25 protein-coding genes are annotated in these 26729 nt (G+C 59.6%); 18 read left to right on the top strand and 7 right to left on the bottom strand.

Annotated features, from left to right (window positions below):
* From VK574_RS17955 to VK574_RS17945, 3 genes are all read left to right on the top strand, one after another.
* Nucleotides 1–600: GRP family sugar transporter (locus tag VK574_RS17955; protein WP_472801242.1), on the top strand; the 600-nt coding region annotated here is incomplete at its 5' end.
* Between the two features lie 47 nt (nt 601–647).
* Nucleotides 648–1586, top strand: a complete 939-nt coding sequence (locus VK574_RS17950) for a carbohydrate kinase family protein (RefSeq protein ID WP_472801241.1) — start codon at nt 648–650, stop codon at nt 1584–1586.
* A gap of 141 nt (nt 1587–1727) precedes the next feature.
* Nucleotides 1728–3674, top strand: a complete 1947-nt coding sequence (locus VK574_RS17945) for a hypothetical protein (protein WP_472801240.1) — start codon at nt 1728–1730, stop codon at nt 3672–3674.
* A gap of 10 nt (nt 3675–3684) precedes the next feature.
* On the opposite strand, the gene VK574_RS17940 is transcribed toward VK574_RS17945, so the two are convergent.
* Complete coding sequence (locus tag VK574_RS17940; protein ID WP_472801239.1) at nt 3685–5115, bottom strand: APC family permease; 1431 nt, start codon at nt 5113–5115, stop codon at nt 3685–3687.
* Nucleotides 5116–5248: 133 nt separating this feature from the next.
* On the opposite strand from VK574_RS17940, the gene VK574_RS17935 reads away from it, so the two are divergent.
* A complete protein-coding gene (locus VK574_RS17935; protein WP_472801238.1) occupies nt 5249–6451 on the top strand; it encodes a glycoside hydrolase family 27 protein in 1203 nt (400 codons plus the stop codon).
* A 168-nt stretch (nt 6452–6619) separates the two neighbouring features.
* Here the strand turns inward: VK574_RS17935 and egtD are convergent, their stop codons facing one another.
* Together egtD and egtB are read right to left on the bottom strand one after the other, a co-directional pair.
* Nucleotides 6620–7600 (bottom strand): L-histidine N(alpha)-methyltransferase, encoded by a 981-nt coding sequence (gene egtD, locus VK574_RS17930; RefSeq protein ID WP_472801237.1) that lies wholly within the window; start codon nt 7598–7600, stop codon nt 6620–6622.
* Nucleotides 7601–7633: 33 nt separating this feature from the next.
* Nucleotides 7634–8929, bottom strand: coding sequence for an ergothioneine biosynthesis protein EgtB (gene egtB, locus VK574_RS17925; RefSeq protein ID WP_472801236.1), 1296 nt, complete (start codon nt 8927–8929; stop codon nt 7634–7636).
* A gap of 181 nt (nt 8930–9110) precedes the next feature.
* Here egtB and VK574_RS17920 point away from each other — a divergent pair, with 181 nt between their 5' ends.
* The 9 genes from VK574_RS17920 to VK574_RS17880 all read left to right on the top strand — a co-directional run bounded on the left by VK574_RS17920 (nt 9111) and on the right by VK574_RS17880 (nt 17291).
* The gene (locus tag VK574_RS17920; RefSeq protein WP_472801235.1) at nt 9111–9950 is read left to right on the top strand and encodes a tetratricopeptide repeat protein; all 840 of its coding nucleotides are present in this window, start codon (nt 9111–9113) and stop codon (nt 9948–9950) included.
* Nucleotides 9951–10046: 96 nt separating this feature from the next.
* Entirely contained in the window at nt 10047–10793 is a 747-nt protein-coding gene (locus VK574_RS17915) for a DUF5666 domain-containing protein (protein WP_472801234.1), read from the top strand.
* 231 nt (nt 10794–11024) lie between these two features.
* The gene (locus VK574_RS17910) at nt 11025–11771 is read left to right on the top strand and encodes an ABC transporter ATP-binding protein (RefSeq protein ID WP_472801233.1); all 747 of its coding nucleotides are present in this window, start codon (nt 11025–11027) and stop codon (nt 11769–11771) included.
* Nucleotides 11740–12972, top strand: a complete 1233-nt coding sequence (locus tag VK574_RS17905) for an ABC transporter permease (RefSeq protein ID WP_472801232.1) — start codon at nt 11740–11742, stop codon at nt 12970–12972. Before VK574_RS17910 ends, VK574_RS17905 begins: the two co-directional genes overlap by 32 nt.
* A gap of 4 nt (nt 12973–12976) precedes the next feature.
* Nucleotides 12977–13735, top strand: a complete 759-nt coding sequence (locus tag VK574_RS17900; RefSeq protein ID WP_472801231.1) for an outer membrane lipoprotein-sorting protein — start codon at nt 12977–12979, stop codon at nt 13733–13735.
* Between the two features lie 73 nt (nt 13736–13808).
* Nucleotides 13809–14270 (top strand): DUF2141 domain-containing protein, encoded by a 462-nt coding sequence (locus tag VK574_RS17895; RefSeq protein WP_472801230.1) that lies wholly within the window; start codon nt 13809–13811, stop codon nt 14268–14270.
* Between the two features lie 17 nt (nt 14271–14287).
* Nucleotides 14288–15373, top strand: a complete 1086-nt coding sequence (locus VK574_RS17890) for a hypothetical protein (protein WP_472801229.1) — start codon at nt 14288–14290, stop codon at nt 15371–15373.
* The gene (locus VK574_RS17885; RefSeq protein ID WP_472801228.1) at nt 15370–16491 is read left to right on the top strand and encodes a sensor histidine kinase; all 1122 of its coding nucleotides are present in this window, start codon (nt 15370–15372) and stop codon (nt 16489–16491) included. Before VK574_RS17890 ends, VK574_RS17885 begins: the two co-directional genes overlap by 4 nt.
* On the top strand, nt 16488–17291 hold the full coding sequence (locus VK574_RS17880) for a LytR/AlgR family response regulator transcription factor (protein WP_472801227.1): 804 nt from the start codon (nt 16488–16490) through the stop codon (nt 17289–17291). The genes VK574_RS17885 and VK574_RS17880 overlap by 4 nt, the downstream gene beginning before the upstream one ends.
* A gap of 86 nt (nt 17292–17377) precedes the next feature.
* Here the strand turns inward: VK574_RS17880 and fabG are convergent, their stop codons facing one another.
* A complete protein-coding gene (gene fabG / locus VK574_RS17875; protein ID WP_472801226.1) occupies nt 17378–18124 on the bottom strand; it encodes a 3-oxoacyl-[acyl-carrier-protein] reductase in 747 nt (248 codons plus the stop codon).
* 152 nt (nt 18125–18276) lie between these two features.
* On the opposite strand from fabG, the gene VK574_RS17870 reads away from it, so the two are divergent.
* Both VK574_RS17870 and VK574_RS17865 read left to right on the top strand, forming a co-directional pair.
* Complete coding sequence (locus VK574_RS17870; protein ID WP_472801225.1) at nt 18277–18903, top strand: PadR family transcriptional regulator; 627 nt, start codon at nt 18277–18279, stop codon at nt 18901–18903.
* Between the two features lie 3 nt (nt 18904–18906).
* The gene (locus tag VK574_RS17865; RefSeq protein ID WP_472801224.1) at nt 18907–19965 is read left to right on the top strand and encodes a hypothetical protein; all 1059 of its coding nucleotides are present in this window, start codon (nt 18907–18909) and stop codon (nt 19963–19965) included.
* Between the two features lie 12 nt (nt 19966–19977).
* Here VK574_RS17865 and VK574_RS17860 read toward each other — a convergent pair whose 3' ends face one another.
* Nucleotides 19978–20787, bottom strand: a complete 810-nt coding sequence (locus VK574_RS17860; RefSeq protein ID WP_472801223.1) for a YqjF family protein — start codon at nt 20785–20787, stop codon at nt 19978–19980.
* A 103-nt stretch (nt 20788–20890) separates the two neighbouring features.
* Between VK574_RS17860 and VK574_RS17855 the strand changes: the two genes are divergently transcribed.
* Entirely contained in the window at nt 20891–22540 is a 1650-nt protein-coding gene (locus VK574_RS17855) for an FAD-dependent thymidylate synthase (RefSeq protein WP_472801222.1), read from the top strand.
* Nucleotides 22541–22955: 415 nt separating this feature from the next.
* Here VK574_RS17855 and VK574_RS17850 read toward each other — a convergent pair whose 3' ends face one another.
* Both VK574_RS17850 and VK574_RS17845 read right to left on the bottom strand, forming a co-directional pair.
* A complete protein-coding gene (locus tag VK574_RS17850; protein ID WP_472801221.1) occupies nt 22956–23261 on the bottom strand; it encodes a hypothetical protein in 306 nt (101 codons plus the stop codon).
* 53 nt (nt 23262–23314) lie between these two features.
* Nucleotides 23315–23548: an RNA polymerase sigma factor gene (locus tag VK574_RS17845; RefSeq protein WP_472801220.1), complete on the bottom strand. Its 234-nt coding sequence runs from the start codon at nt 23546–23548 to the stop codon at nt 23315–23317.
* Between the two features lie 150 nt (nt 23549–23698).
* Between VK574_RS17845 and VK574_RS17840 the strand changes: the two genes are divergently transcribed.
* Nucleotides 23699–25360: an ankyrin repeat domain-containing protein gene (locus VK574_RS17840; RefSeq protein WP_472801219.1), complete on the top strand. Its 1662-nt coding sequence runs from the start codon at nt 23699–23701 to the stop codon at nt 25358–25360.
* 293 nt (nt 25361–25653) lie between these two features.
* Entirely contained in the window at nt 25654–26583 is a 930-nt protein-coding gene (locus VK574_RS17835; RefSeq protein WP_472801218.1) for a DoxX family protein, read from the top strand.
* Nucleotides 26584–26729: the final 146 nt, after the last annotated feature.

Genomic DNA, 26729 nt, shown 5'->3' with positions numbered 1-26729 from the left:
GGCGGAACCAAGGCGGCGGTCTTTCACTCCGGCGAAATGCGCCATCTGCTCTTCTGGCTCTTTCTTGGCGGATTCGTATGGGTCATTGGCGATATCTTCCAGCAGTTCGCCACAAAATATCTTGGCATCGGCCGCGGCATTCCGCTCTCCAACACCAACCAGATGTGGGGCCTCGCCTGGGGCGCGCTGGTGTTCGGCGAACTGGCGCATGCCGACGCCGATCATCGCCTCCTCGTTCTCATCGGCTCGCTCGTCATGATCTGCGGAGCGCTCGCCGTCACCACCGCCGTTGCGACAGAAAAGGAGCGCGGATCCATGCGCGAAGCGCTCGTCCGCGAGTGCGCCCGCTATGACCTCGACTACGACCGCGTCATGAAGGCTTACGCAGGTGAAGGTCCCGCCACAACCATCGAGCGCCGTTCCTGGTGGGATTACGCAATTCTTGCCGCCTCCGTCGTCGTCTTCGTCTGGCTCGGAGTGAACGCGCGCGTACCTGAGCTTGCCATGAATTTCGCCTGGGTCGGCGTGCTTGCAGTGACCCTGGTCGCCTCCGCCGCCGGATGTATTTGGGTCTTGTGGAAGACGACACGCTTCTCCTGATCGCTTAATCCAGCTCCATTCAATTCCGCGCCTTTACAATGAAATGGATGGCAGAGCCGGCTCAAGTTGACCTGGTAGGCGTGGGTCTCAACGCAATCGATACGCTCATTCCTCTCGCTCATTTCCCATCACGCGGCTCCAAAACCGAATACACCAGCGCCAGCATCCTCCCCGGCGGCCAGGCCGCCACCACCGTGATCGCCTGCCAGACCTGGGGCCTTACGACGCGCTACGTCGGCAAACTCGGCGACGACCACGGAGCCCGTCTCCATCGCGACGAGTTCGCACGCGCCGGGGTGGACGCGCGCTTGATCACGGTGGCAAATGCCGCCAGTCCCCAGTCGCTTATCCTCGTCGACGATGGTGGTGAACGAACCGTCCTCTGCCGACGCGATGAGCGCCTCCTTCTCCAACCCTCCGACCTTGATCGCTCCTGGATCGCGAATGCGCGCGCCCTGCTTGTCGACGGATTTGAAACCGCTGCCGCAACCCAGGCTGCATCATGGGCTCGCTCCGCCGGCGTTCCCGTCATCGCCGATCTCGATGAAACCTACTCCGGCGTTCAAGACCTGATTGCGAACGTTGACTACCTCGTCGTCAGCCGCGATTTCCCCGCTCGTCTCACCGGGGAACGCAATCTTGAACAGGCTCTCCGTACCGCCATGAAGCGATTCGGCTGCGTCCTCACCGCGGCGACGCTCGGCGCCGATGGCGTCATTGCCTGGGACGGCAAGCGCTTCCACTCCTGCGCCGCCTACCGCGTGCCGGTCGTCGACACGACCGGTGCCGGCGATGTCTTTCACGCAGGCTTTATCTACGGCCTCCTGCAGGATTGGCCCCTCGATCGCCAACTCGACTTCGCCTGCGCCGCCGCTGCGTTGAACTGCACCTGCTCTGGTGCAAGAGGCGGCATAGGCAGCGTCGAAGCAATCGAAAGGCTCATGGCAACCACTCCTCGCTACGACATCGCTCCCGCGGCGGACTGATCCGCGCGCCCCCAAACAACTTCTCATTGCTCCTTTGGTGCAGATCGCGTTAACATCAGGCCTCAATTCCCTGTTTGTCTCACATCAGCAGATCACGTCTGGCAATTTCTTGGCCTGCCATTCTTCTACCCGGGAGGAAACATGAACCCGTTTCCATTGCGCGTTTGCCGCCTTTCCGTTCTGTTAGCCATCTCCATTGCGGCGCTCCCACCTCTGCGCGCACCAGCCCAGGCCTCCTCGCAGGACATCCCCATCGGTGTGACCTACATCTGCAATGGCGAACACATCTACATCGAAAACTGCAATATTCGCGACACTTCGGATACCAGCAACTGTATGGTTGCGCATCCCGATCACCTGACGCCCACCGGCATCAACTCCTACACATACGTCTCGCGCGGCGCGCTCAAGAAGCTCCTGCCTACATGCCAGCAGCCCTCTGCCAAACAAGTCGCCGCAGCCAAGGCCTTCCAACAGAAGCAGCAGGACCTCTATAACGCCAACGTGCAGAAGGCCGAGCAGCAGATGAAAGCGCCGCCGCAGCCGGCAAACCAGCCCGGAGGTGCATCTCAGATCGCTCCGCCGAAAAACGAAGAAGAGCGCGCTCTCCGTCGCTGCGTGAGTTCTGGCCGTCTGCCCTCAAGTTGCACTGGCAATAGTCTGCTCGGCGCATTCTCGAGTATGGTCACATCGACTCTCGGCTCGCTCGGAGCCGCTGTACCGGCGAACTCAGCACCTACTGCTGGCCCCGTCATGGCGGGTGTTTTCCAGGGCGCGGGGAGCTGGCGCCTCGACTTTATCGACGGTGGCGTCCTTGTTAACTGCTCATCCCTCTCGCCCAATCAGGAGGCTTACAGTCTCAAATTTGAAGGCAATCGCACCGCCCTCATCATCAACACCAGGCCCAAGCCGCTCGACCTCACCTTCCACGCGGACGGCACCATCACCGGGCCGGGACCGGTGACAATCCAGGGCGTCGTTGCCGCTGGTTATGTCAGCGGAGGGGCCGGAACGGGCGCCACGCAAAAAGATCAATTCGGCAATCTGTACGATGCTGCCGGCAACCGCGTTGCCGGCAACGCCAATGCGGGCTACACCAACTTCGCCCCTCGAACGACCACTTGTCCCGCTCTCAATCTCTCCTCAGAGGGTGCCAGTGTCGGCATCCAGACTATGCAGACCGATCTGCTGAAGACTGCGTTCGGCGGCGATAAGGGGCCGCCCACGCCTCCGGGCATTCGCATGCACGGCATCTTCGCCGCATCCACCGGTTTCAGCGTTGAGTTCTTTCCTGAGTCCGCCATCCTCGGCTGCGGCCCCGACTCCGCCCGCGCCTATCCCTACACCGTGGCCGCGACAGCCAACGGCGCACAGATCAAGATCGACGCGTCCGATCATCCGCTGGTTCTGGCATTCAAGCCGGATGGATCGCTTGTACCCACCACAACCGGCCCATACCAGGTACACGGCCGCATGGTGACCGGCCAGGACGACAACGACGACTTCACCTTTGCGCCCCTCGAGCAGACCTGCAATCTCGCGGCGCTCAGCCCGAGCAAAGCGATTCCGATAAGCGGCGGCTCAGTTGCGATGGTGACGGCCTCCGCCTCGGCGCCAGCGAACCGCGTTCCCGACAACAATGGTGGCACCGTCTCCACGCCCAATGCACCGCTGGGCAACGCAACGCTCTCTGTGGTCTCGGGATTTCCGCCCACCCCAGGCCAGCCCAATCCGCTCGCCAACCATCCCTACGTACTGTTGCGCAGCAGTATCAACGACACGATTGCAAAATCCGGCGTCAACATGCCGGCAGGCGCAGTTCCGTTCAAATTCTTCGGCCTCGCCTGCGGCAATCGCACGCCTGACTGCCCGACCATCATGACCGCCATCAAGGCCGGCGCAGCTTCATCCGTCCGCGCCGACATCAACGGCCGCGGCACGTTCCCCGGAGTTCCGCCTGGAACCTATTACCTGATGATCTCCACGCGCCTGAACAACCAGACGCTTTTATGGCTCCAGCCAGTCCAAGTCCGCGCCGGCGCGAACTCCATCACGCTCGACGCGCGCAACGCCACCGCGATGCAATGAAGCTCTTCGCTCAATCCTTGGGCTCAGTCTGAGGTTGTCTCACCGACGGCACACCCCGGGTTCGCATGCGCGCCCTGTAGAAGCTGTACGCAACCAGGTTGCTCACCACCAGCGTGCACACAATCTTTGCCGCATAGGCCATCGGGTTCACGACATCCACAAAGGGATACGCCGAAATCAGCAGGCTGAAAACCGTCGATCCCAGCCCCACCACCGATGTCCACTTCAACCATGCGGGAAGCTTTCTCCGCAACCCCGCCGCTCCCACCAGCGGAATGGCGAACATCGCAACATACGCGACCTCGTAGTGCGTGAGACTCGCGTTCGACAGCACCTGGAAGGCCTCCTGCGCATGAACCCCAACGTTGGCCATCGCCACCAGCAGGAAGATCAGCACCGATGTACAGACAATCGAATTCGCCGGCGTCTTCCAGCGAGGGTGCAGCTTTGTGAACCATCGCGGGATCAACTCATCCCAGCCCACCGCGAGCGGCAGCCGGCTCACCCCCGTCATCAGCAGGCTCACCGCGCCCAGCAGTCGTATCTCAACCAGAAAGATCGCCGTCGTTGCCAGCAAATTGCCAATCCCGACATTCCCTAACGCCATCCGAAACGTCTGCGGAATCGGAGCAATAAAATTGATCTCGCCCCGCGGCACAAACGCCACAACCGAACCCGTTCCCAAAATGAACATCGCGCAGATAATCGGTGAAGCGAACCACACCGACTGCGTAATCGTGCGTTCCGGAGCCTTGCTCTCTCCCGCCAGGATCGCGATATATTCAAGCCCGCATAGCGCCCCAAACAGCATCTGCCCGAACAACGCCATCGTTTTCAGATCATGCGGAGGAATCTCCAGCGCGAGCGGCGTCCACTGGAGAGGGTTGTGCCGCAACACTGCCCAGGGGCCGAGACAGATCAGCGCTGCAAACGCGATCATCATCGCGACGCCGCCCGCATTGTGAATCCATTTACCGATCTCCAGCCCGCGCAACTCGGCCAGCGTCAACGCCACCACCAGCACTCCCACGATAATCAAGGCCGCCCAACGACTCTCGGGCAGCCACGCGGCTCTCGGCCCGATCAGGTACGCCAGCTCCGTCGGAATTTGATAAAGAATCGCTGATGTCACCGCGATCCCGTAGAACCAGATATTCCACGCCGTCAGAAATCCACCCAGGTTCCCGAAAGCCCGGTGCGCCCATACGTACAGCCCGCCCTCGAGCGGCATAACGCGATTCAGCCCGATCACCGATGCGGCCATTGGCAAATAAAACAGCACCATTGCCCCGATCCACAGCAGCGTCTCGGCCTTTCCCAGTCCCGCCGCCACGCCCACCCAACTGGCGCCCACTACGCAGAGCACCTGTGAGATAACGAGGTCCCGCAAACTCAACTGGCGATGAAGACCGTGCTCTGCTGCGGATGAGGCTTGAGCCATCGTTCCAAGATATTCGCACGCTGGGCCACGTTCCTTCGCAGAATTCCTTTCCGCCGCTCAGCTCGCAATTGTCAACATTCACACACGCCGCTTAGTATTCTCTGCTGTAATCGTTTCCACTGGAGATCAGCCCATGCGCATTTCAGTTCCGCTTCCCCTTGCCGCAATCGCTCTCGCCGCCATCACCTTCGTGTTTCAAACATCCGCCAGGGCGCAAGTGGCAGCCACACCGCCGATGGGCTGGAACAGCTGGAACTACTTCGCCGAAAAAGTCACCGACAAGGACATTCGCGACTCCGCCGACCAGATCGTCTCAGGCGGTATGAAGGATGCCGGCTACATCTACGTAAACATCGACGACACCTGGGAAGGCGAGCGCGACGCGAGCGGCGTCCTCCACACCAACACCAAGTTCCCCGACATGAAAGCCCTCGCCGACTATGTACATTCCAAGGGCCTGAAGCTCGGCATCTACTCCGGCCCCGGCCCCAAGACCTGCGCAGGGTACGCGGGTTCGCTCGGTCATGAGGAGCAAGACGCGAAGATGTACGCCGATTGGGGCATCGACTACTTGAAATACGATCTCTGCAGTTTCATTCCCGAAGTGATGGAAAAGCAGGCGCCCAACGACAAGGCCGCGCAGATGCGTCTCATGGTCGCCGCTTACGACAAGATGGGCAAGGCGCTCAAAGCCACTGGTCGCCCCATCGTCTATTCCTTATGCCAGTACGGGTGGGACAACGTGTGGGAGTGGGCACCCGCCCTCGGCGGAAACCTCTGGCGCACTACAGGCGACATTCAGGCACGCTGGCAGAGCATCTACGACCTCATGAGCGAACAGGTTGGCCTCGCCTCCTACGCCGGTCCCGGTCACTGGAACGATCCTGACATGCTCGAAGTTGGTAACGGCAAATTGTCGCTTGCCGAAAATCGCACTCACTTCTCCATGTGGTCCATGCTCGCCGCCCCGCTTCTCGCCGGCAATGACCTGCCCCACATGAAGCCCGAGATTCACGCCATCCTCACGAATCGCGACGTCATCGCCATCGATCAGGATCCCCTCGGCCACGAGGCCCGTCACATCTACAGCAAAGGTGAAGTTGAAGTCTGGGCTCGCGATCTCAAAAACGGCGCCAAGGCAATCGCCATCGTCAACGCCGGCAGTGACGTCTATTCAACCCACCCGTTTCACCTCGATCTGACGCAACTCGGCCTCCACGGTCCGCAGCACGCCAAGAACCTATGGACCGGCAAGGAGATGGACCTGACCAACAACATGCCCATCGAACTCCCCAGTCACGATGTCCTGCTGCTGCGAATTGCGAATCCCAAATAGGCAAGTGTTCAGTATTTTGATCAACCGTAAATCTGGGTGCCCCAGGTCTCGCTTTTGAGACCTGGGTTTTCGCCTCAAGCCGAAGAAACTTGGGTGCCCCATCCATGACGCAGTTTCATCGCGGCATGGGTGGGAAACCGCAAATCTCGACACTTTTGAGATTCGGCTTTAAATCGCTCGCGCCAGGCACACCGCGAACCACCCGCGCTCATCGGTCCACGTCGCCTCGTGTGCAAATCCCGCCTTCGCCACTAGCGCTTCCGCATCGCCCTGCTGGTACTTGTAGCTGTTCTCGGTGTGGATGCTCTCGCCCGCAGCAAATTCCACGCGCAGATCCATGCCAGCCAGCCAGACGGCTTGCTTCACTTCGCTGACCAGGTGCATCTCCATCCGCGAATGTGCCGCGTTCCAATCCGCGCGGTGCGTAAACCTCTCCAGGTGAAAATCCGCATCCAGTTCCCGGTTTAGCCGAACCAGCAGATTGCGATTGAACGCGGCTGTTACGCCCGCCTTATCGTCATAGGCCGCTAAAAGCACGCCCTCATCTTTAACGAGATCGACTCCAAGCAGCAGGCAATCGCCCGGATCGAGCGCCGCCCTTACGCGCTCCAGCAGCAGCAACGATTCGCCTGGTTCAAAGTTGCCGATACTCGACCCGATGTAGAGCACAAGCCTGCGTTCCGTCGACAGCGTCGTATCCAGTTCCAGGTTGCGCGTGTAGTCCTCGACGCGCGGGCAAACCAGCACGCCCGGAATCTCTTCCTCAATGCGCATCTGCGCTTCAATCAGCGCACTCGCCGAAACATCCACCGGCTCGTAGAACACCGTGTCCTGCCGCTCCACCGCGGCGCTCAACAGAAGACGCGTCTTCTCTGCAGAGCCAGCTCCGAGTTCCACCAGCCGCAGTGCATTGCCCCCGGCAGCCCGCGCGACGATTTCCGAAGCACGGGCTTCCAAAATCGCCCGCTCCGTGCGCGTCACATAGTACTCGGGGACGCGCGTGATCTCTTCAAAGAGTCGCGATCCGGCCGAATCGTAAAACAGCCACGAGGGCAACCATTTTGGATTGGACAACAACCCCTCGTACACCGAAGAGGCGATCTTGTCTGAAATGTGAAAGCTGGATGGGGAAACAGGGATCGTAGTCATGCCGTTACTAGGATGCTCCTCCACCTATCGGAGTTACTTGTCTGCCATTCGGATTCCCGAAAATTGCCAGCGCGTTTCTGGTTGAAAAAAATTGCGATAGCTCGAGCGAATATGCGCCTTAGGAGTCGCGCATGACCCGCCACGCAGCACCATCTGCCCGCTCATGAATTTTCCGTTATATTCACCCAGCGAACCCGCCAGCGGCTCGAATCCCGGATATCCGAGATAGGCGCTCGCCGTCCATTCCCAGCAATCGCCCCACATTTGCGTGAGAGCCTGGCCCACCTCTTCCGCCGGCGCAGGCCTAAGCACCCCCGTATCCAGCAGGTTTCCGTCAAGTGCATGCCCTTCGACTGCAACTTCCCACTCCATCTCGGTCGGCAGGCGTTTACCGGCCCAGCGCGCGTAGGCATCAGCTTCGAAATAGCTGACGTGACTAACCGGCGCAGCTTCAGCCGCTTCCAGCGGAACCTCGCCGCGCAGAGTGAACAGCTTCCAGCTTTCGCGGTCTTCGTTCCAGTAGAGAGGCGCTCGCCAGCCATTCTGCTCCACCGCATCCCAGGCCGCTGAAAGCCACAACTCCGGCTCCTGATAGCCGCCGTCTGCAATAAACTCCGCAAACTCTCCGTTGGTCACCAGGCGCTCCCCCAGCGCAAACGGCTCCAGAAAAACACGATGCCGCGGCACCTCGTTGTCATAGCAGAATCCGCTTCCGGTATGTCCCACATCCACCAGCCCGCCTTTAAACTCCACAAACCTCAGGGGATCCCTATTCGCTGAGTGCCCTGATCGGGAATCATCTGGCCTTCCCAATCCCTGTTCCCCTTTCAAATAAGCCGGCCGCAAAGGATTGGTATAAAACGCATGCAGAATATCGGTCAACAGCAACTCCTGGTGCTGTTCTTCATGATTCGCCCCAAGCTCAATGCGCTTCAGCACTTCCGGCTGAGGAGACGCGTCAAGCTGTCTTTCGATGCCCTCGTCGACGTGGCTCCGATAGCGGATCACCTCGTCCATTCCGGGGCGCGAAAACGAAGACCGCAGCCGTTTCTCCGGGAATTGGGCAAAACTACGGTAATAGCTGTTGAACAGCCAGGGAAACTCCGTATTAAAAAGCATGTAGCCCGGCAGGAACTCTCTGAGAATGAAGGACTCAAAGAACCAGGCGGTATGTGCCAGGTGCCATTTCGCCGGTGACGCCTCGGCGCATGATTGCACCATCATGTCCTCAGGCGTCAGCGGCTTACACAGGGCAAGTGTGCGTTGCCGAACACTGCGAAAGCGCTCGGCAATATCCGATTGCAGTTGCGGGGAAACCGTCGTGCTCATCCTCGACAATCCTCTCTTCCACAGTGTCTGGACCCGAATCCATCGTTCCGGCTCATGCCCTTTTCAATCCGCCTTGCACCCGCGCAACAAACAAGCTTGACGATGTTGCACATAATGGTGCTCTAATTTGAGGAGACGATGATGCAGGTTTGTCGCCTCGGTTCCTTCGTAAGGAGGGAATATGCGCAGGTTTGATAAACGCCCGCTGCCGGCCTTCATGCTGATGGCAGCCTGTTTGTGTTCCTCCGGTTTCGTTTCCGCCCAGTCTCCAGCGGTCACTCCCTCCGATTCCGCCCAAAAGCCGGCCCCTCCCGAATCAGTTCCAAAGCCCGCTGCGCCTGCAGCTACTTCAGCGACCCTGCCCAAGACTCCGGCGACCTTCGAACAAGTGGGCGACGCACTCATGGCTCACCAACGCTATCAGGCAGCCATTGAAGCCTACAAGAAAGCGCCGCCTGATGACGCTGCCGTGTGGAACAAGCTCGGCATCGCTTACCAGTTGATGTTCAACCTGACCGACGCGATGCACTGTTACAAGACTTCTTACAAACTCAACCCCAAAAACTCAACCGTCCTTAATAATCTTGGTACTGTCTACGATGCCTTGAAGGAATATCACAACGCTGAAAAGATGTATCGCAAGGCACTCAAAATCGATCCCGGCTCGGCCCTGATTCTCAAGAATCTCGGCACCAATCTGCTTGCACAGCACAAATTCGCCAAAGGATGGGCCGAGTACCAGGCCGCGCTCAAAGTCGATCCGCTCATCTTCGAAGACAATTCCCGGCCCCGCATTGAAAATCCGGCTTCAATCTCTGATCGCGGTGCCATGAATTTCTATTTGGCCAAGGGATGCGTCCGGGCCGGCATGCCTCTGCGCGCAATTGAATACCTCCGGATGGCCCTCAACGAGGGTTATACCAGTCCCAAGAAGATTATTGCGGACAACGAGTTTGCTGCCCTGCACGGCCTGCCGGAATTCGAAGAACTACTGAACTCGCAAACTCAGAAACGGCAATAATCGCGCCCTCCCGGCAGTGAGACTTCGCTAGAGCCGTCGTCCTCCTGCGCGCGCCGCTCGTCTATCTTGATAGGTTGCACTTCTCATGGGGAATATATGAAAGCCTCTCGCGTTTCCTTGCCGCTTCTCCTGCTGCTCGGTGCTCTCAGCCTCCGCTCCTTTGCGCAGGATGCACCCCAGCCTCAGGATCCGAGCCAACCCACCCCGCAGCGTGGCCAACGCGGAGGATGGGGCGGCGGCGCGATGCTGGGCCGTGGCGTCCTTGGCACCGTTACCGAAATCGCTCCTGACCACTTCACCGTAAAAACAGAAAACGGCGATCTGTACACCATCCATTACAGTGTCAACACCCGCATCATGAAAGGCGGCGGAGGCCAGCGTCGCGGGCAGGGCAATGACAACCAGGCCCCCGCCAACCCGCCAACCTCAATCAAAGCCAGCGAAATCAAAATCGGCGATGCCATCGGTGCCTCCGGTGAAATCGATGCCAATGCGAAGTCCGTCGGTGCTGTCGTCATCTTCCAGATCGACGCAGAACGCGCCAAACAGATGCGCGAGATGCAAGCCAATTATGGCAAGACCTGGGTGATGGGCCGCGTAACCGCGATCAACGACGTCAAGGTCACGTTGCAGGGCGGCCCCGATAACGCCATCCACACCTTCGTCGCGGATGAAAGCACCATCTTCCGCAAACGCCGCGATCCCGTGACCCTGGCTGACATCCAGGTCGGCGACATGATCCGCGCCGAAGGCTCCATTAGGAACGGCGCCTTCCTCGCCACCTCCGTCGCCGTCATGGGTCCAGCGCCCCAGCGTAATGACGGAGCCCCGTCGCCACAATAGCTCCAGGGCTCGATCCCTCCGGACTCCTCCGCCTCGGGTGCCCTAGAGCCTGTCCTGAGCCTGCCGAAGGGTCTCGCATTTGAGACCTGGGATCACATCTCCGATTGATCCGCTTCCTCGAACCGTTCATCCGCCGATTCAACCCCTCATCCGAATCTGCGCGCGATTCAAGCCATCCCCCGCTATCTTCCTCTCCAGAGCACAAGACCGCTCCGGAAAGGACAGCCCCCGATGGCTCCAACCGACTCACTCGTCCGCGTTGACCAGGTCACTCGCAAGTTCTCCCTCGACCACAGCGCCGTCACCGCCCTCGACAAGATCAGCCTCCAGATCCATGCAGGCGAATTCCTCGCCATCTCCGGCCCCAGCGGTAGCGGCAAATCGACCTTGCTGAACCTCATCGGCTGCATTGACAAGCCCACCAGCGGCCGCATCCTCATCGCCGGCACTGACACCTCGCACCTTAACCCATCGCAAACCTCGACCCTGCGCCGCGAAAAAATCGGCTTCGTCTTTCAGACCTTCAATCTGATCCCCGTCTTTACCGCCGCCGAAAACGTCGAGTACCCTCTGCTTGTCCAGGGTGTCAGCGCCAACGAGCGTCGCAAGCGCGTCGCCGAAGCCCTCGAAAGCGTCGGCCTCTCCTCCCGCGCGCAGCAACGCCCCGACCTGCTCTCCGGCGGAGAACGCCAGCGCGTAGCCGTCGCCCGCGCCATCGTGCACCGCCCGTCGCTTGTCCTGGCGGACGAACCAACCGCCAACCTCGACACGCTAAACGCCACCCATCTCATCGACTTGATGCGCGACCTCAACCGCGCTCTCGGTCTCACCTTCATCTTCTCCACCCACGACCAGCGCCTGCTCGAACACACCCCGCGCATCGCTCGCCTCACCGACGGCCGCATCGTTGGTGATTCCCACCCCGATCAATCCAAAGGAGCCCCCTATGAGCAAGTTCTTGCTGCTTGCATTTCGTAACGTCTTCCGCAACCGCCGCAGGACGCTGATGACCCTGCTCATGGTGGGCGGCGGCGTGGCAGGCCTGCTCCTCGCCGGTGGATACTTTGCCTTCATGACCCGAGGACTTCGCGAAGACACCATCCGCGCCGGCCTCGGCCACCTGCAGATCTTCACCACCGATCACTTCAAGCGCGACGAAGTCAAAGTGCTCGACACCGGAATCGAAAACTGGCGCCAGGTAGCCTCAACCGTCAGTTCCGCTCCGCACGTGCGCGGCATCGCTCCCCGCATCGAGTTCTACGGCATGGTCTCCAACGGAATCAAAGCCGTTGGTTTCATGGGCAGCGCCGTTGATCCAGACGCAGAAAGCAGTCTCGGCTTCGCAAGTCAGGTCACCGGCACAGGTCGCAATCTCTCCTCCAGATCCAGCGGCGACGTTGAAGCCCTCATCGGCGTCGGACTCGCCAAATCCATGAACGTAAAAGTCGGCGATGGCCTCACGCTACTGGCCATGACCTCCGACGGGGCGCTCAACGGCGTCGACGTGCAAATCGTCGGCATCGTCAAGACCGGCATCGCCGAAATGGACGCACGCTATCTCCGCATCACCCTGCCCGCCGCCCAGCGCCTGCTGCAAAGCGATCGTGTCACTAATCTCGTCGTCGGGCTCGACGCTACGGAAAACACAGACGTGGTCTACACAGAACTCGCCCCGCGTCTCGACGGCCTGTCGCAACAAATGACGCTGAAAAAATGGATCGACCTCGCCACCTACTACAACCAGGTGCACACCATGTTCAATGGGATCTTCCTTTTCATGGGCCTCATCGTCTTCCTGATGGTGCTCATGGCCAGCATCAATACGCTCCTCATGGCCATGCTCGAGCGCATTCGCGAAATCGGCACCATGCTCGCCATGGGAACGCCGCGTTCTTGGATCGTAGCTCTCTTCATGCTCGAAGCAACGCTCCTCGGTATCCTTGGCGCTGCCATCGGCGTTGGAGGTGGAAATCTCCTCGGCTCGCTCCTCAACGCCGCCGGCCTTCACATGCCGCCACCCCCTGGATACACGGTCAACATTCCCTTCCGCGTCCTCCACGTACCGACGCTAATGATCGGCTCCTCCATCATGGTCGTCATCTCCCTCGCACTTGCATCCATCCTGCCCGCGATCCGCGCATCGCGCCTGCAAATTGCGGAGGCCCTTGCTCATGTATAGGCCCATGTCTAAGGTTGATCTGACCCTGCGCTCCTTCCTGCTGCTCGCCTCCATTGCATTCCTCATCGCGTGGGCCGCAATCGGACACGCTGCAACGCCCGACGCCGAAGCCCTGCTCAAGCGCTCCGATACCTACCGCAACGGCTGGCCCGCCTACGTCCTGCGCGTCAAGATCACCAACTTCGAATCCAATAAGTCCGACGAAGAATCGCTCTACGAGGTCTCGCAAAAAGGCACGGACAAGACCTACGTCGAGTTCATGAGTCCCCGCGACAAAGGGCGCCACCTACTCATGCTCGGCGACGACATGTGGATCTACCTTCCCGATACCAGCCGTCCCGTGCGCATCACGCCCCTCGAACGCCTTTCCGGGGACGCCTCCAACGGCGACGTCGCCCGCACCAACTACGCCATCGATTACTCCGCCGCCTACGTCCGTGAAGAAAAAATCGGCGCAGAAAACTGCTACGTCCTCGACCTCGCTGCCAAGCGCAAAGGCGCAACCTACCAGCGCATCCGCTATTGGGTCCGCTCTGAAGATGCGCGCCCCGTGCGCGCCGAGTTCTACCTCACCTCCGGCAAGCACATCAAATCCGCCTCCTTCGATGAATATGCGAACTCAGGCGGCAAAATGCTGCTCAAGAAGCTCACTCTCTACGACGAAATCCGCCACAACTCGCACAGCGTCCTCGAGTATTCCAGCGCCGTGCAACGCAATCTTCCCGACAAGCTCTTCTACCAGGGCCGCTCCGACAGGTTTTAGCTCAGCCAATCACAGACAAGCCGCGTTGTAAACGGCATCATCCACACAAGCTCGATCAAGAAAGGAATATGAAGTGATCGCAACCACTCGAAGAAAATCGTGGCTGACCATACTGCCGCTCTGCTTCTCTCTGTTCATCCTCGCCGGCCAGCTTGCCATCGCACAAACGCCAAAGACCGGCAAACTCACCATCAAGATCACCGGCATTCGCAACAGCGAGGGCAACATCCGCGTCGCTCTCCGCACCGACGAAAACACCATCGTCGATTCCAGGGTTGTCGAGATTGACACGAAGACTTCCACCGCCGAAGCTGTATTCGAAAACCTGGCAGAAGGAACTTACGGAGTCGCAGTCATTCACGATGAAAACAAGAACGAGAAACTGGATTTCAACGAAGTGGGAATGCCTGTTGAGGGTTATGGCCACTCCAATAACCCCGCAAAACGTCAGGGACCTCCCAACTTCGGCGAAACCAAATTCATTTTCGCAGCACCCGGCTCAACGGTTGAGATCGCTCTCATCTACTGGCCTTAATGTCGAGTCCACAAACCATGAACACGAAAATGGTCATTTTGGTTCTCACTCTCGCGTCGGCGTGGTCCTGCGCTCATGCGCAGGATCCGCCGGCAGCCGAGGAGAAATCCATCAACACGCGCTATTCCCTCGCCGTCATCGACGACGCAACCTTCTACAGCGGTCTCACCCAGTCCGCTCCGCATGTCCTCAACCAGGTCCTCGTCGAGCCCACCTTCGACCTTCGCTATCAAAGCCGCCTTACTTTTTCCACCAGCCTCATTGGCCTTAACACCACCTACGCCGACACCGCTTCGATCCTTCGCGTCAAAGAAACCTACGCCGGTGTCTCCGCCGGCGATGTCGATTTCACCGCAGGCCGCAAGATGGTCCGGTGGGGCACCGGATACGCCTTCACCGCAGCCGGCGTCCTCGATCCTGCGCGCGATCCCACCAACCCCACCGACCGCCTCAATGTGAACCAGGGCCGCGACATGGTCAAAGCCGACTACGTGCACGGCCCGCATGCACTCACGCTCGCCTGGTCAAGCGCCGCTCTCGCCCCTGCCCACTCCACACTGCGCGACACCACCGCGTTCCGGTATAACGTTCTGGTGCGCGGATTCGACACATCCCTCATCGCCGGCAACGATCGCGGCGGAGATTCTTTCGGAGCACTCACCTTCACACGCGTCCTAGGACAGGCGTGGGAAGTGCACGGCGAAGCCACATGGCGCGAACAGGCCGCCGCGCTCATCGGCGCCAAATGCACTCTGAACTCCGGCGTCACCTTCATCGGCGAGTTCTACAATCCGCCCAACACGTCGTATTTCCGCGGCATGTCCGTTTCGCCCCTCGCCGGTCGCCAGCACTACGCGTTCTTCAACGTCGGCAAGACCCGGCTGCGCCAACTCCCCGGCTGGAAAGAGTGGGACGTCTCCGGTTCCCTCGTCGCCAATCTCGACGACCGCAGCTTCGTCGGAGTCGTCGATGTGAGCCGCTGGTTCGGCAATCACTTCTCTTCCTACGTTCACCTGGAAGTCCCCACAGGTAGCAAGACATCCGACTTTGGCGCGACGCCATACAGCACCGCTACCTCCGCCGGAGTGCGGTTCCATCTATGATTCCCGCGCGCGATCGATCCGTCGATGCCTCCGGCGATCAATCAGACAAGGCCCTCCGCGCATTCAAGGCCTTCTGCGGCGATCTCTGGATTGTTCCCGCCATCGCGATCGTCGTAACCATTCTCATCCTCGTGATTGAGCACACGCACCTCTCCCACATCGGTACCCAATTCCTGGGATCCTTCATCTACGCGATGCTCATTGGCTTTCCTACTGCACTGTCTCTCAATTGGATCGGGTTCCGCTACACCGAGCGTTTTCCTCGGTTCATCTTCGTGATATACATTGCGGTTCTGACCGTCACCGCCACCTGCGGATGCTTGATTGGCGCACTGATATTTAAACTTATCGCCATCATTCCATCCGGATTTTATTGGCGCGAAGTCCAATCTTCCTGGCCAACCTGCCTGGTCATTACGCTCATCGTCGGCCTCAGCATCACGTCGTATGAAACGCTGCGCCACCGCCTGCAGGCCGCGACCCTCGAGCTGCGCACCCGCCAAGTCGAGCAGGAACGCGCCAACAAACTCCTCGTCGAAGCACGCCTCTCCTCGCTCGAATCGCGCATCCATCCGCACTTCCTCTTCAACACGCTCAACTCCATCGCGTCTCTCATTCCCACCGATCCCAAACGCGCCGAAGACACTGTCGGCAAACTCGCCTCGCTGCTCCGCTTTTCCATCAGCGCGAATCAAGCCAGCCTCGTGCCGCTCGCACAGGAATTAAAGATTGTGCGCGATTACCTCGAAATTGAAACCACGCGCTTTGGGCAGCGCCTGCACTATGAGATCTCCGTTCCCGATGAGCTCGACCACATCAAGGTTCCGCCTCTCGCCCTGCAAACCCTGGTCGAAAACAGCGTGAAGCACGTCGTCGCCCAGCGCACCCAGCCCGCTTTCATCACCATCAAAAGCACGCAGAACGATGGCCGGCTTCTCCTCACCGTCTCCGATGATGGTCCTGGATTTTCGCTCGCCAACGTCGCCCCCGATCACGGCCTGGGCAATCTCGCAGGCCGGCTCGAACTGCTGTTCGGCGAAGCTGCGCAACTCGATGTGAAACGAGTCGATGACAAAACCGTCGTCTCCATCGCTCTGCCCGCTGGAGAGATCGAATGAAGGTGGAAGCGGCCTCACTTCGAGCCTTCCTCGTCGACGATGAGCAACTCGCCATCGACCGATTGCAGCGCATGCTCGCCAACTTCCCTGAGATTGAGATCGCCGGCACGGCAACTGACCCTGCACGAGCCGTTGCCGAGCTCAACGATCCTCTTGCGCAATCAATCGATGTGCTCTTCCTCGACATCCAGATGCCGGGCCTCAACGGATTCGAGTTGCTTTCCCGCCTGAACGTCCAGCCCTTCGTAATCTTCACGACGGCCTATGACCAGCACGCGCTTCGGGCCTTCGAAACCAACGCCATCGACTACTTGCTCAAGCCGATCGAACCAGATCATCTTGAGCGCGCGCTTCACAAACTTGGCCGCCTTCGTCCTGTCGTCAAGCCGGACTGGCAGCAAGATCCCGCGCTGCCCGAATTATTGAAAGAACTGACAGCATCGCTCCGCGAAGGTCATGCCACATATCCCAATCGCATCGCCTCCCGCGTGGGCGAACGTATCTCGTTTCTCCCGCTTGACGATGTCACTCATTTCATCGCCCAGGACAAGCTCACCTTTGCCGTAGTTGCCGGCCGTCGTCATTGCGTCGACCAGACCATCGTCAATCTCGAGGGCCATCTCGATCCCGCAAAGTTCCTGCGCATCCACCGATCAGCCCTGGTCAATGTCGATTGGATTCACGAAGTCAATTCCTGGTTCGCTGGCAAAGTTGTCCTGACGCTCAAAGACGCGCAGCACACCCAGCTCCCCGTAGCCCGCGACCGCGTCCGCACCCTCAAAGACCGCCTGGGAATCTAAGCAAAACCTGATTAGGGAGTAGCGAAGATCAATCAGCAGAGAAGCGAGTTTGTTATTCCCTATTCCTTGTTCCCTAATCCCTATTCCTACCCCATGAACATCCCGCCATTCACATCCAGCACATGCCCCGTGATGTACGCCGCCGCATCCGACGCCAGAAACACCACCGGTTGCGCAATCTCCGCATCGGTTCCAGCCCGCCCCAGCGGGATCTGCTCGATCATCTTCTCTCGCAGCTTCTCTCCCAAAACCGTCGTCATCGGCGTTTCGATATACCCCGGCGCCACCGCATTCACCGTAATCCCGCGCGACGCCACTTCCCGCGCCAGAGAACGCGTAAACCCGATCAGCCCCGCCTTCGACGCCGCGTAATTCACCTGGCCTTCCTGTCCAGTCCGGCCCACCACGCTCGTGATGTTGATGATCCTGCCCCAGTGGTTCTTCATCATTTGCCGCAACAGCGCCTGCGTCAGTAAGAAAGTGCCCGTCAAATTCGTGCTCAGCACGTCATCCCAGTCCGTGCGCTTCATCCGCATCATCAGGTCGTCACGCGTAATGCCCGCATTGTTCACCAGGATCTCCACCTTGCCGAATCGATCCGTCACCGCCTTCGCGCCATTCTTGATCGACTCCTCGTTGGCTACGTCGAGTGCAAATACCGCGGCCTGTCCGCCCGCCGCAGCAATCTCCGCCGCAACCTCCGCCAGCTTTGCCTCGTTGCGCGCCGCCAGCGCCACCATGGCTCCGGCCTTCGCCAGTTCCAGCGCACACGCCCGCCCAATCCCTTGCGAAGCTCCCGTTACCAGCGCAATTCTTCCCGCCAAATCCGCCATCGACCTTCCGCCTTCAGCGCCGCTCTAACCTCAATTGCGCCGCGCATTTCCAACGCCAATTATAGGCAAGTGAGTACCTCCTTTAACTCCAGCGCCCGTCCGTTCATCGATTCTGGGGCTTGTCTCAAAGTAGCTCATGCGATATAGTTCATATGAACTATATGACCAACGAACTCGGAATCTGGGAAATCGCCGTCCTCGCCCTCCTTCGCGAAGGTCCTATGCATCCGTACCAGATGCAGAGCTTGCTCCGCCTGCGCCACAAGGATGAGATCCTCGCCCTCAAGCGCGGCTCGCTCTATCACGCCATCGGACGGCTCGTGCGCGATGCCCTCATCTCCGCGAAATCAACCGAACGCGAAGGCCGCCGTCCCGAGCGCACCACCTACGCCATCACCGCAGCAGGCCGCAAGGAGTTCACCCGCGTCCTCCGCCAGATCATCGCTGTGCCGCGCCGCGAATCATCGGAGTTCATGGCCGCCATGAGCTTTCTGGTCCACCTTACGCCCGGTGAAGCTTTGCTCCGTCTCGAGGAACGCGTCACACACCTTGCAAACGAGATCGCGCATCGCAGCGCCGGCGTTTCCGGGGCATCCGCCCACGTGCTTCGCATCAATCTCGTCGAAAGCGAATATCTGATCGCCATCATGAAAGCCGAACTCACATGGGTTCGCAGCCTCATCGCCGACATCTCTTCAGGGAAACTTGCCTGGAACTTGAAGACCATCTTGAAACAAGCGCGCACCTCCCCTCCATCCCCTGCGCACACCGAGGAGTAATCCATGCCAACCGAATCCATACCCACAAACACAAGCCTGCAAGCGCCGGCCCCAACTCGCTTTCGAGCACCTATCTGGACGCTGCTTATCCTCGCTCCCGTCATCAGCGAAGTCCTCAGCGGCTCTACGCGCCTCAGCATCCTCTTCGTGCTCATCCCCGAAATCATGGTCTGGGGCGGCGGCGCTTTGCTCGCGCGTGAACTCGTTCGCCGCTGGAACGCCGGCGCAACCAGCCTCCTTTGCCTCGGCCTCGCGCTCTCCATCGCTGAAGAGTTCATCATCCAGCAGACATCCATCGCGCCGCTCCCCTTTCCCGGCGCAGATCCCGCCTTCGGCCGATATGCCGGAGTCAACTGGCTCTACCTTCTCTTCATGCTCGGATTCGAAAGTGTCTGGGTAGTCCTGATCCCCGTCCAGGTCACCGAACTCATCTTCCCCGATCGGCGAAATCAGCCTTGGCTCCGCACCCGCGGCCTCATCGCCACGTGCATCGCGTTCCTGATCGGCTGCCGCATCGCCTGGTACGGCTGGACGCAACAAGCCCGCCCACGCCTCCACGCCGCACCTTACCAGCCACCCGTCGCTCTTATCTTGATCGGCCTCGCCTCCATCGTCGCCTTGATCGCCATCGCGTGGCTGCTGCGCGGCTACGGCCACTCCGGTCAGATCGACTCGCGCCAACCGGCTAACCCCTGGCTCATCGGATTGAAAGGGTTCATCTTCGGTGTAGCCTGGTTCGAACCGATAGGCCTCATCTTCGTTCCCCACCCCGGCGTCAATGTTTGGATTCCTCTTGTCGCCGGCCCGACCTGGGCTCTCCTCGCGTTCGCGATCGTGCGCTACTGGTCAGCGGCGCAAAGCTGGCGTGACATCCACCGATTCGCACTATCCTTCGGAGCCGTGCTCGGCTGCATGGCCATCGGCGACGCCAGTTCCGCGGGTTGGACCCGCGTTGACCTCATCGGAAAATATGCATTTCACCTTTTAGCTGTCGTCGGATTTCTTATGCTGGCTCGAAAGGTCTGGCAGCGCGAAGCTTCAAGCCACGTCGCGTGCCGTTAAATTCCACTTGATTCAATTCGAGGGTACGGCCTGTACGGGGATGCGCTGCCGTCGCCGCACTGGCTCCGCCAACTCCGCTGGCCATACATACACCGCAAGCCGCCGCGAGTAGTGCAGCACCGGCTCATGGTCCGCGACTTGAATTCCGAGCGCAGCCGGCATATCGTTCCGCTCGATCTCCGCCTCGGCATCTTCCAGCGGTGAAGCCACCGCGTGTATATTCGCCCGCACGGCTAGGCCTGCATGATTCCGGGTGAACAGGCAGTACCGCTCCGTAAAGAAATATTCAAGCGATCCGCTGCGAATCTCGGCCAGCCTCCGCGTCGGGCCCAAACCCCGGTACCGTGCGTTGAAAATCACGGGGCTCGCGACAAACCGCCTGCGGCTATAAATCGAGAATTCGCGTTCGGTTCGCTGGTTCAGCCGCATCTCCGCCCAGTTGCAGGGCTGGCGGAAAACGAGCCTCACCGCCGCCGTAGCCAGCAGGCTGCCAATATCCACCGAGAGGTTGTAGATGCCCGGCGTATTGGTGCGCTGGTCATGCACGTAGGTGCGAAGGTGTAGTTCGGGAAAACTCCGCGTTCCAGGAACGGAGGGCATCCCGCGGAAGTTGAAACGATCCATCCAGAGCGGTACGATGCCAATCCACGCCGAGCCCTGAAATGTATCCGGCTGCAACCCCTCCGGCAAAAAGGGAGACACGGTCGCCGCGGGTACCCGCCAATGCGCAAAAAGAAGGTCATTCCAGCGCTGAGACAGCATCCAGCGTCCGGTTGGCAATGGCCGGGGCCTTTGCGATGTCCGCAATTTGAACTCCCGCATTCTGCCGTGCGCTCCCGCCCTGCAATTTTGACGTATCGATCGGTCCGGGGGATTCACAGCCCGGCCTTACCTGATGCCGTATTCTGGTCGCGAGCCCTCGTCCATGTCCAGTAAATCTTTCTCGCCCGCAGGCGCACATAACCAGACTGATGTCTATGCCGTTCACGGAGCCGATCCCGAAGTGCTGGCCTACGCCATGGCCAAATATTCGCGTTCCGCGCTCTCTATGCGCGAATCCCTCACCGAGATCAGCGCCCAGCGCGCTGAGCAATTCCTCAACACATTCTATTTCCAGTACGGTCACCGTTCCATCGCCGACCTGGCCCACATCGCCTTCGCCGTCGAGCGCCTCAGCCTATTAGCCGCCATCGTCCTTGTCGACGAGCAGCGCTGGGACGGCCAGGAACGCTCCACCCGCTATCAGAACTTCCAGAAATCCGGCTGGTACTTCCCCGACTTCTCGTCCGATACTGCATCTGCCAAACTCTACGCCGACACCGTCGATAATCTCTTCGCTACCTACCAGCGCACCACCGCCGCCGTCCACGAAGCCCTGCGCCTGCGCGTCAAGTGCCCCGAGACCATGAAGCCCGATGCCTACGACCGCACCCTCAAGGCGCGGGCCTTCGACGTCGCCCGGTACCTGCTGCCTCTCGCCACCAATACCTCGCTCGGCCAGATCGTCAACGCTCGTACGCTTGAAACGCAGGTCTCCCGCCTTCTCTCGCATCCCGTTGCCGAAGTCCGCGATCTCGGCGCAAAACTCCGCGACGCCGCCACTGGCCCCGCCTGGAATGTCAACGCCCGTGCCAGTGAGGCATTCATCGAGAAGCTTCGTCAAGCCGAGGCCGCGTGTCAGGGCACGACTTCAGTCGTGCCGAAAGATACCGGATTAATTCAAGGGGCTCTAGCCCCTGAGGGAAGTCTTTCCGCCGAAGCCGCCAACCTTCTCACGCGTGAAGTCCACACCGCCCCCACCCTCGTCAAATACGCCGAGCCCAACCAATACCTCATCCATACACGAACTGAACTCAAAAAAATGTCTGGAGAAATCCTTAACGGAACCTCACCAGCCCCATCCCCCGTGGTAGATCTCGTCGAACGCACCGAATCCCTCGAAGTCGAACTCGCCGCCACTCTCATCTATTGGGCTAGCCATCATCCTTACCGTCAGGTACGTGACATAGTCGCGGCGCTTCCCGCCTCCCGCATTTCAGAGATCATCGAACTCGGCCTGCGCCACCGCGGTAAACACGACGAAGCTCTCCGCGCCTTCCACGCCGGTGCCGCCCTCCGCTTCGACATCCTCATGGATATCGGCGGATTCCGCGACATGCATCGCCATCGCCGCGTCACCCAGATCAAGCAGGGATTCACCGCAATCCACGGCTACGAGACACCCCACTCCGGCGACGCCGCCGGACTCGAAGAAGCCGGCGTCCTCTCGGACTATCAGTCCGCAATCGAAGCCGCCCATGCCTCCAGCGCGAAGATCGCTGCCGGCTCAGCAGCCGAGGCCGGTGCCTCCGCACTCTACCTGCTGCCGCTCGCCACGCGCGTCCGCTGCCTCTTCAAAATGGACTTCGCCGAAGCCCAATACATCAGCGAACTCCGCTCCGCCCCCGCCGGCCACTTTAGCTATCGCCGCGTCGCCTGGGAAATGTACCTCACCCTCGAGCGCCAGCACCCCTCGCTTGCGAAATATATCCACGCCACCGACTTCACCCAGCCCATCGACTTGCTCCAGCGTTAGTGCATATTCCAAAATCGCCCCTGCCCGAATTGCCTTATGACGAAATGGGCGTCTTTTGGGATCTACTTGCTCACTTTGGCACAAGAATTCCCCGATCAGCGGTGCCGCAAATACGGCCGCCTAAGATCCTGCGTTGCCCATTCGAGACCTTATTCGGGCGCTCTGGCAGCGAAGCAGGCGGTAGACCACCGATGATACGCAAATGACGGCGGCAGCAACATATAACATCGTTTCGGAGACGCGAATTCCGCCGTTGTATCGCTGAAAGCAAGCCAATCCGATGAGAGCAGCGCCCGTGCACAGGGCGATGATAATTGTTTGGCCTGATTTCTTAGACATGGTCTTCCTGGAGAAGCGGATCGCACTGCTTCTCAGGACAGGCGTCAGTACTCCAGTCGCACCATCGACTCAAATCTTACAGATCGGATTCGACCGATTTCAGCTCTTCGCTGAGATCCCGAACTTGCAGACTTCTTGAACGTGCCAGAACAATACCAATCACGATCATGATGATTAGAGCCGCGACTCCCGCCCCAGTCTGAATCATCTCCAGACCAGGGATGATCGCTTTCGCAGCTGGCGATAAGCCCATACCGGCAAACTTCAGCACCGAGAAGCTGACCCCGGCACCCAACGGGACGCCCGCGTAAAGACATCGGGCCAGAAAAAGATCGTGCCTTGCCCTCGCGATCATGGCTTTCAGCAGGCTGACCGTATCCAAAGTCAGCGAATCCAGACGATTGCATTGGGCGCGTCTTTGCCACCAGGCCCCAATCACAACACCGCCAATCCCACAGTATCTGCTAGCGGCTGGGTTCGGCGTACGAGAGCGCGCCGGACATGAGTGACGCAGATGTTCTGCGCGATGCGCGCGATGTAGCTTTTCAGCGTTGCCACATCGTTCAAACGCGGTAAGGCCTGCCATACAGCAATCCAGACATCCTGTGCGAGATCATCGACCTTATCGGGGTTACGTCGGCATGGCGAGTTGGTCGTTGACTTCGCCACGAATCAGGAATTAGTTTTAATTCGGCGCACGGGGCGCATCCAGTCCGCGGAAAGGGCCAAGCCCACCTGCAGCAGTTGATCGCTACAATCTGACAAATCTTCTTTCTGCCTGCATTGCGGACACAGGCCACGAACGGAAAGGAGATTTCCATGTCAAGGCAACTCCCGCTGCGTCCCAGTCTCGAACAACTCCGGAAACAAGCCAAGTCGCTGTTGAAGAGCCAGCAGGCAGCCGACCCCGAAGCTTTGACGCGCATTCGCGAGAGCCATCCGCGTTTAAGAAACCTGTCCAAAGACCAGATCTCCACGTCGCCGTGCACACTTGCGGATGCGCAGCAAGTGATTGCGAGTGAATATGGATTCGCGTCCTGGTCGAGGCTGCAGTCTCACGTCAAGACGCTCGAAGCAGCCGGCGCGACCGCAGAGGCAGTTGCGTCTTTGCGGGATGCCGCAGGAAGGGGTGACGTCGCACGACTCAATGCGCTGCTTGATGCACATCCTCAACTGATTGACGAGCGCGGCGGCGAGGGTGTGAGAACCGCGCTTCACCAGGCCGTCTTTGGCAATTGCGAAGCGGCGACCAAGTTGCTGCTCGAACGCGGCGCCAATCCCAACACCCGCTGCGAAGGCGACAACGCCTATCCTCTCCACTTCGCCGTGGAGAAGCATCGCTTCCCCATCATTCGACTTTTGGTGGAACACGGTGCCGATACGATCGGCGAAGGGGACTACCACGAGTTGGGCGTGATCGGCTGGGCAACGGCATGGGATTACATCCAGGCCAATCCCGAAATCGTTGCGTATCTGCTGGCAAACGGCGCCAGACACAACATCTTTTCCGCGGTCGCAATGGGCGAAGAGGAGGTGATTCGTGAGCTGATCGCGCGCACGCCGGGCGATCGGGAGCGGCGGATGAACGGCACGAGGATGCGTCGTATGCCGCTGCATCTCGCAGTCTTGAAGAATCAACCCGCGGCGGTAAGGACGCTGCTCGATCTGGGTGCTAACTCGGAATCACTCGACGAAGCCGGCTTTTCGGCGCTCGATCTGGCAGCGCTCGACGGCAGGCACGACCTGGCGCAAGTGCTGCTGGAGCGCGGAGCTAAGGTGCGGCTGCCGGCAGCAGTGGCGCTGCATCGAACTGCGGACGTCGAAAGGCTCCTGCGCAGAGATCCCGGTACACTGAAGCCCTGCGGACGATGGGGCAATTTGATCCTTCGCGCCAGCGAACGCGCGCCGGGCGACGTAATCGAGACACTGATCCGCAATGGAGCGTCGGTGAATGTACACGACGATCCGAAGACCTCGATCGACTCGACGAGCGGCTACACACCGCTACATGCGGCAGCGTGGTACGGGAACGTGAGCGCTATTGATGTGTTGATGAAACACAGCGCCGATGTCCGCGCGCGCGAAGAGAAGTATCACGGCACGCCGGCGGGATGGGCCGACTACGCTGATCACAAGGAAGCCCGCGATCTCATTCTGCGTGGGCCGATCGACATCATCGAGGCGATCCAATACAGCCTGATCGATCGCGTGCAATTGATCCTCGAAGAGGATCCGGCTTCTCTCAACCGGCCATTCCGCGACTACGGGCTGTTTCCCTGGGACGCTGAGGCGTGGCACACTCCGCTGGCCTACGCCGTTGCGCGTGGCCGTGAAGGGATCGTACGGCTGCTGATCGAGCGCGGTGCGGATGTGACACTGCGATCGCCCGACGGGCAGACGCTGAGCGAGATCGCGCAGAAGGCCGGCCATCGAGAGATTGCACTGATTCTCCTCGGAACGGCGAGCCGGGACGAGGCCTGAAGCTAAGTAAACCGGCGATCCATTCGTTCCGGATCGGATATGTACAGCGAAGTCTCCAACGGCCTTGGCCAGAGGGGATGAGTAGGAACTGCATTTGTTCCCTGAGAATTGGCTTGTGGACAGCCAATTCCAGCGGCTCCAAGACCGTCTGACAACAAAAATCTAGTGAGTTGAATCTCCCGAATGTACGCAGCAAACGCTTTCGACTACCTTGGATCAGCCTGGTGAATCGTAGGCCAACACGAGACCAGACACTATCGAGGCAGAAAGGACTATCCGTGGGAAACAGCTTGATGGTTTCGCCGTCGACCTTGGCTCTGCTCGCAATTCCCATCCAGGTCACGTGGTCGTACGGCGTCGCCGCAATGGTTTTTGCCGTCGGGCTTGTTGCGCTTTTTCTTCGCGGCGAATGGCGAACAGAACCAAAACTCGACAAGCTCATTCTCTTCGGTCCACTCTTCTACGCGGTGCCAATTGCAGCCTTCGGCACCGAACACTTCACCGTAACCATGGGAATCGCCTCGATCGTCCCGTCGTGGCTTCCGTGGCATGTCTTTTGGGTGTACCTGCTTGGCGCTTGCTTCATTGCAGCCGCGTTCAGCCTCGTCACACGGATTCAGGCACGTCTCTCAGCGAGCCTGCTGGCCTTGACGTTTTTCCTCTTCGTCGTGCTGATGGACGCCCCGGCCAGCCTGCACGATCTGCACAATCGCTTTGGCATCACGCTCGCGCTAAGGGAATTGTCTTTCTGCGGCGGCCCCTTGGCGCTGGCGGCGAGCCTGAGCCGGCAACAGCACCCGCGCGTCGCGCGAATCGCCACGACAATCGCGCGCTACTTCATTGCCATTCCTGTGCTGTTTTACTCGATCGAGCAATTCCTGTACGCCGACCACGTCCCCGGCATTCCCCTGGAAATGGTGACCCCCACATGGCTCTTCGGACATGCCATCTGGACCTACGTAGCTGCCGTGATGTACGCAATCGCGGGAATCCCGCTGCTTGCAGGGAAGAAGACCCGCGCAGCAGCGGCATGGATCGGCTTGACCGCGTTCTTCGTGATTTTGGTCGTGTACGTGCCAATTGCTGTGGTAAAGCGCGACAGTCTCGAGGGGCTGAACTATCTCTTCGATACTCTGATGTATTGCGGCACTGTTCTTCTGCTCGCAGGTGCCATGCCGCGCTCCGAACGCTCCAACAGTTCCCTTGCACCAGATGCTCAATGACAGGTCAGTAACGATGGATCGGCGTCACGGGGCCTTTCATGTAACTCGACCTTCACGCCGGATCCTCATGCCCCGAGATCAGTCTCTATCGATAGCTCGTTGTCGATGGGGTAACTCGGGGGTCCGTTTCCATTGCGGGTTAGCGC

Source organism: Occallatibacter sp., from assembly GCF_035317045.1.
Classification (GTDB): Bacteria; Acidobacteriota; Terriglobia; order Terriglobales; family Acidobacteriaceae; genus Telmatobacter.
The sequence above is the reverse complement of the archived record's forward strand: the minus strand, read 5'-3'. Positions and strand labels throughout refer to the sequence as shown.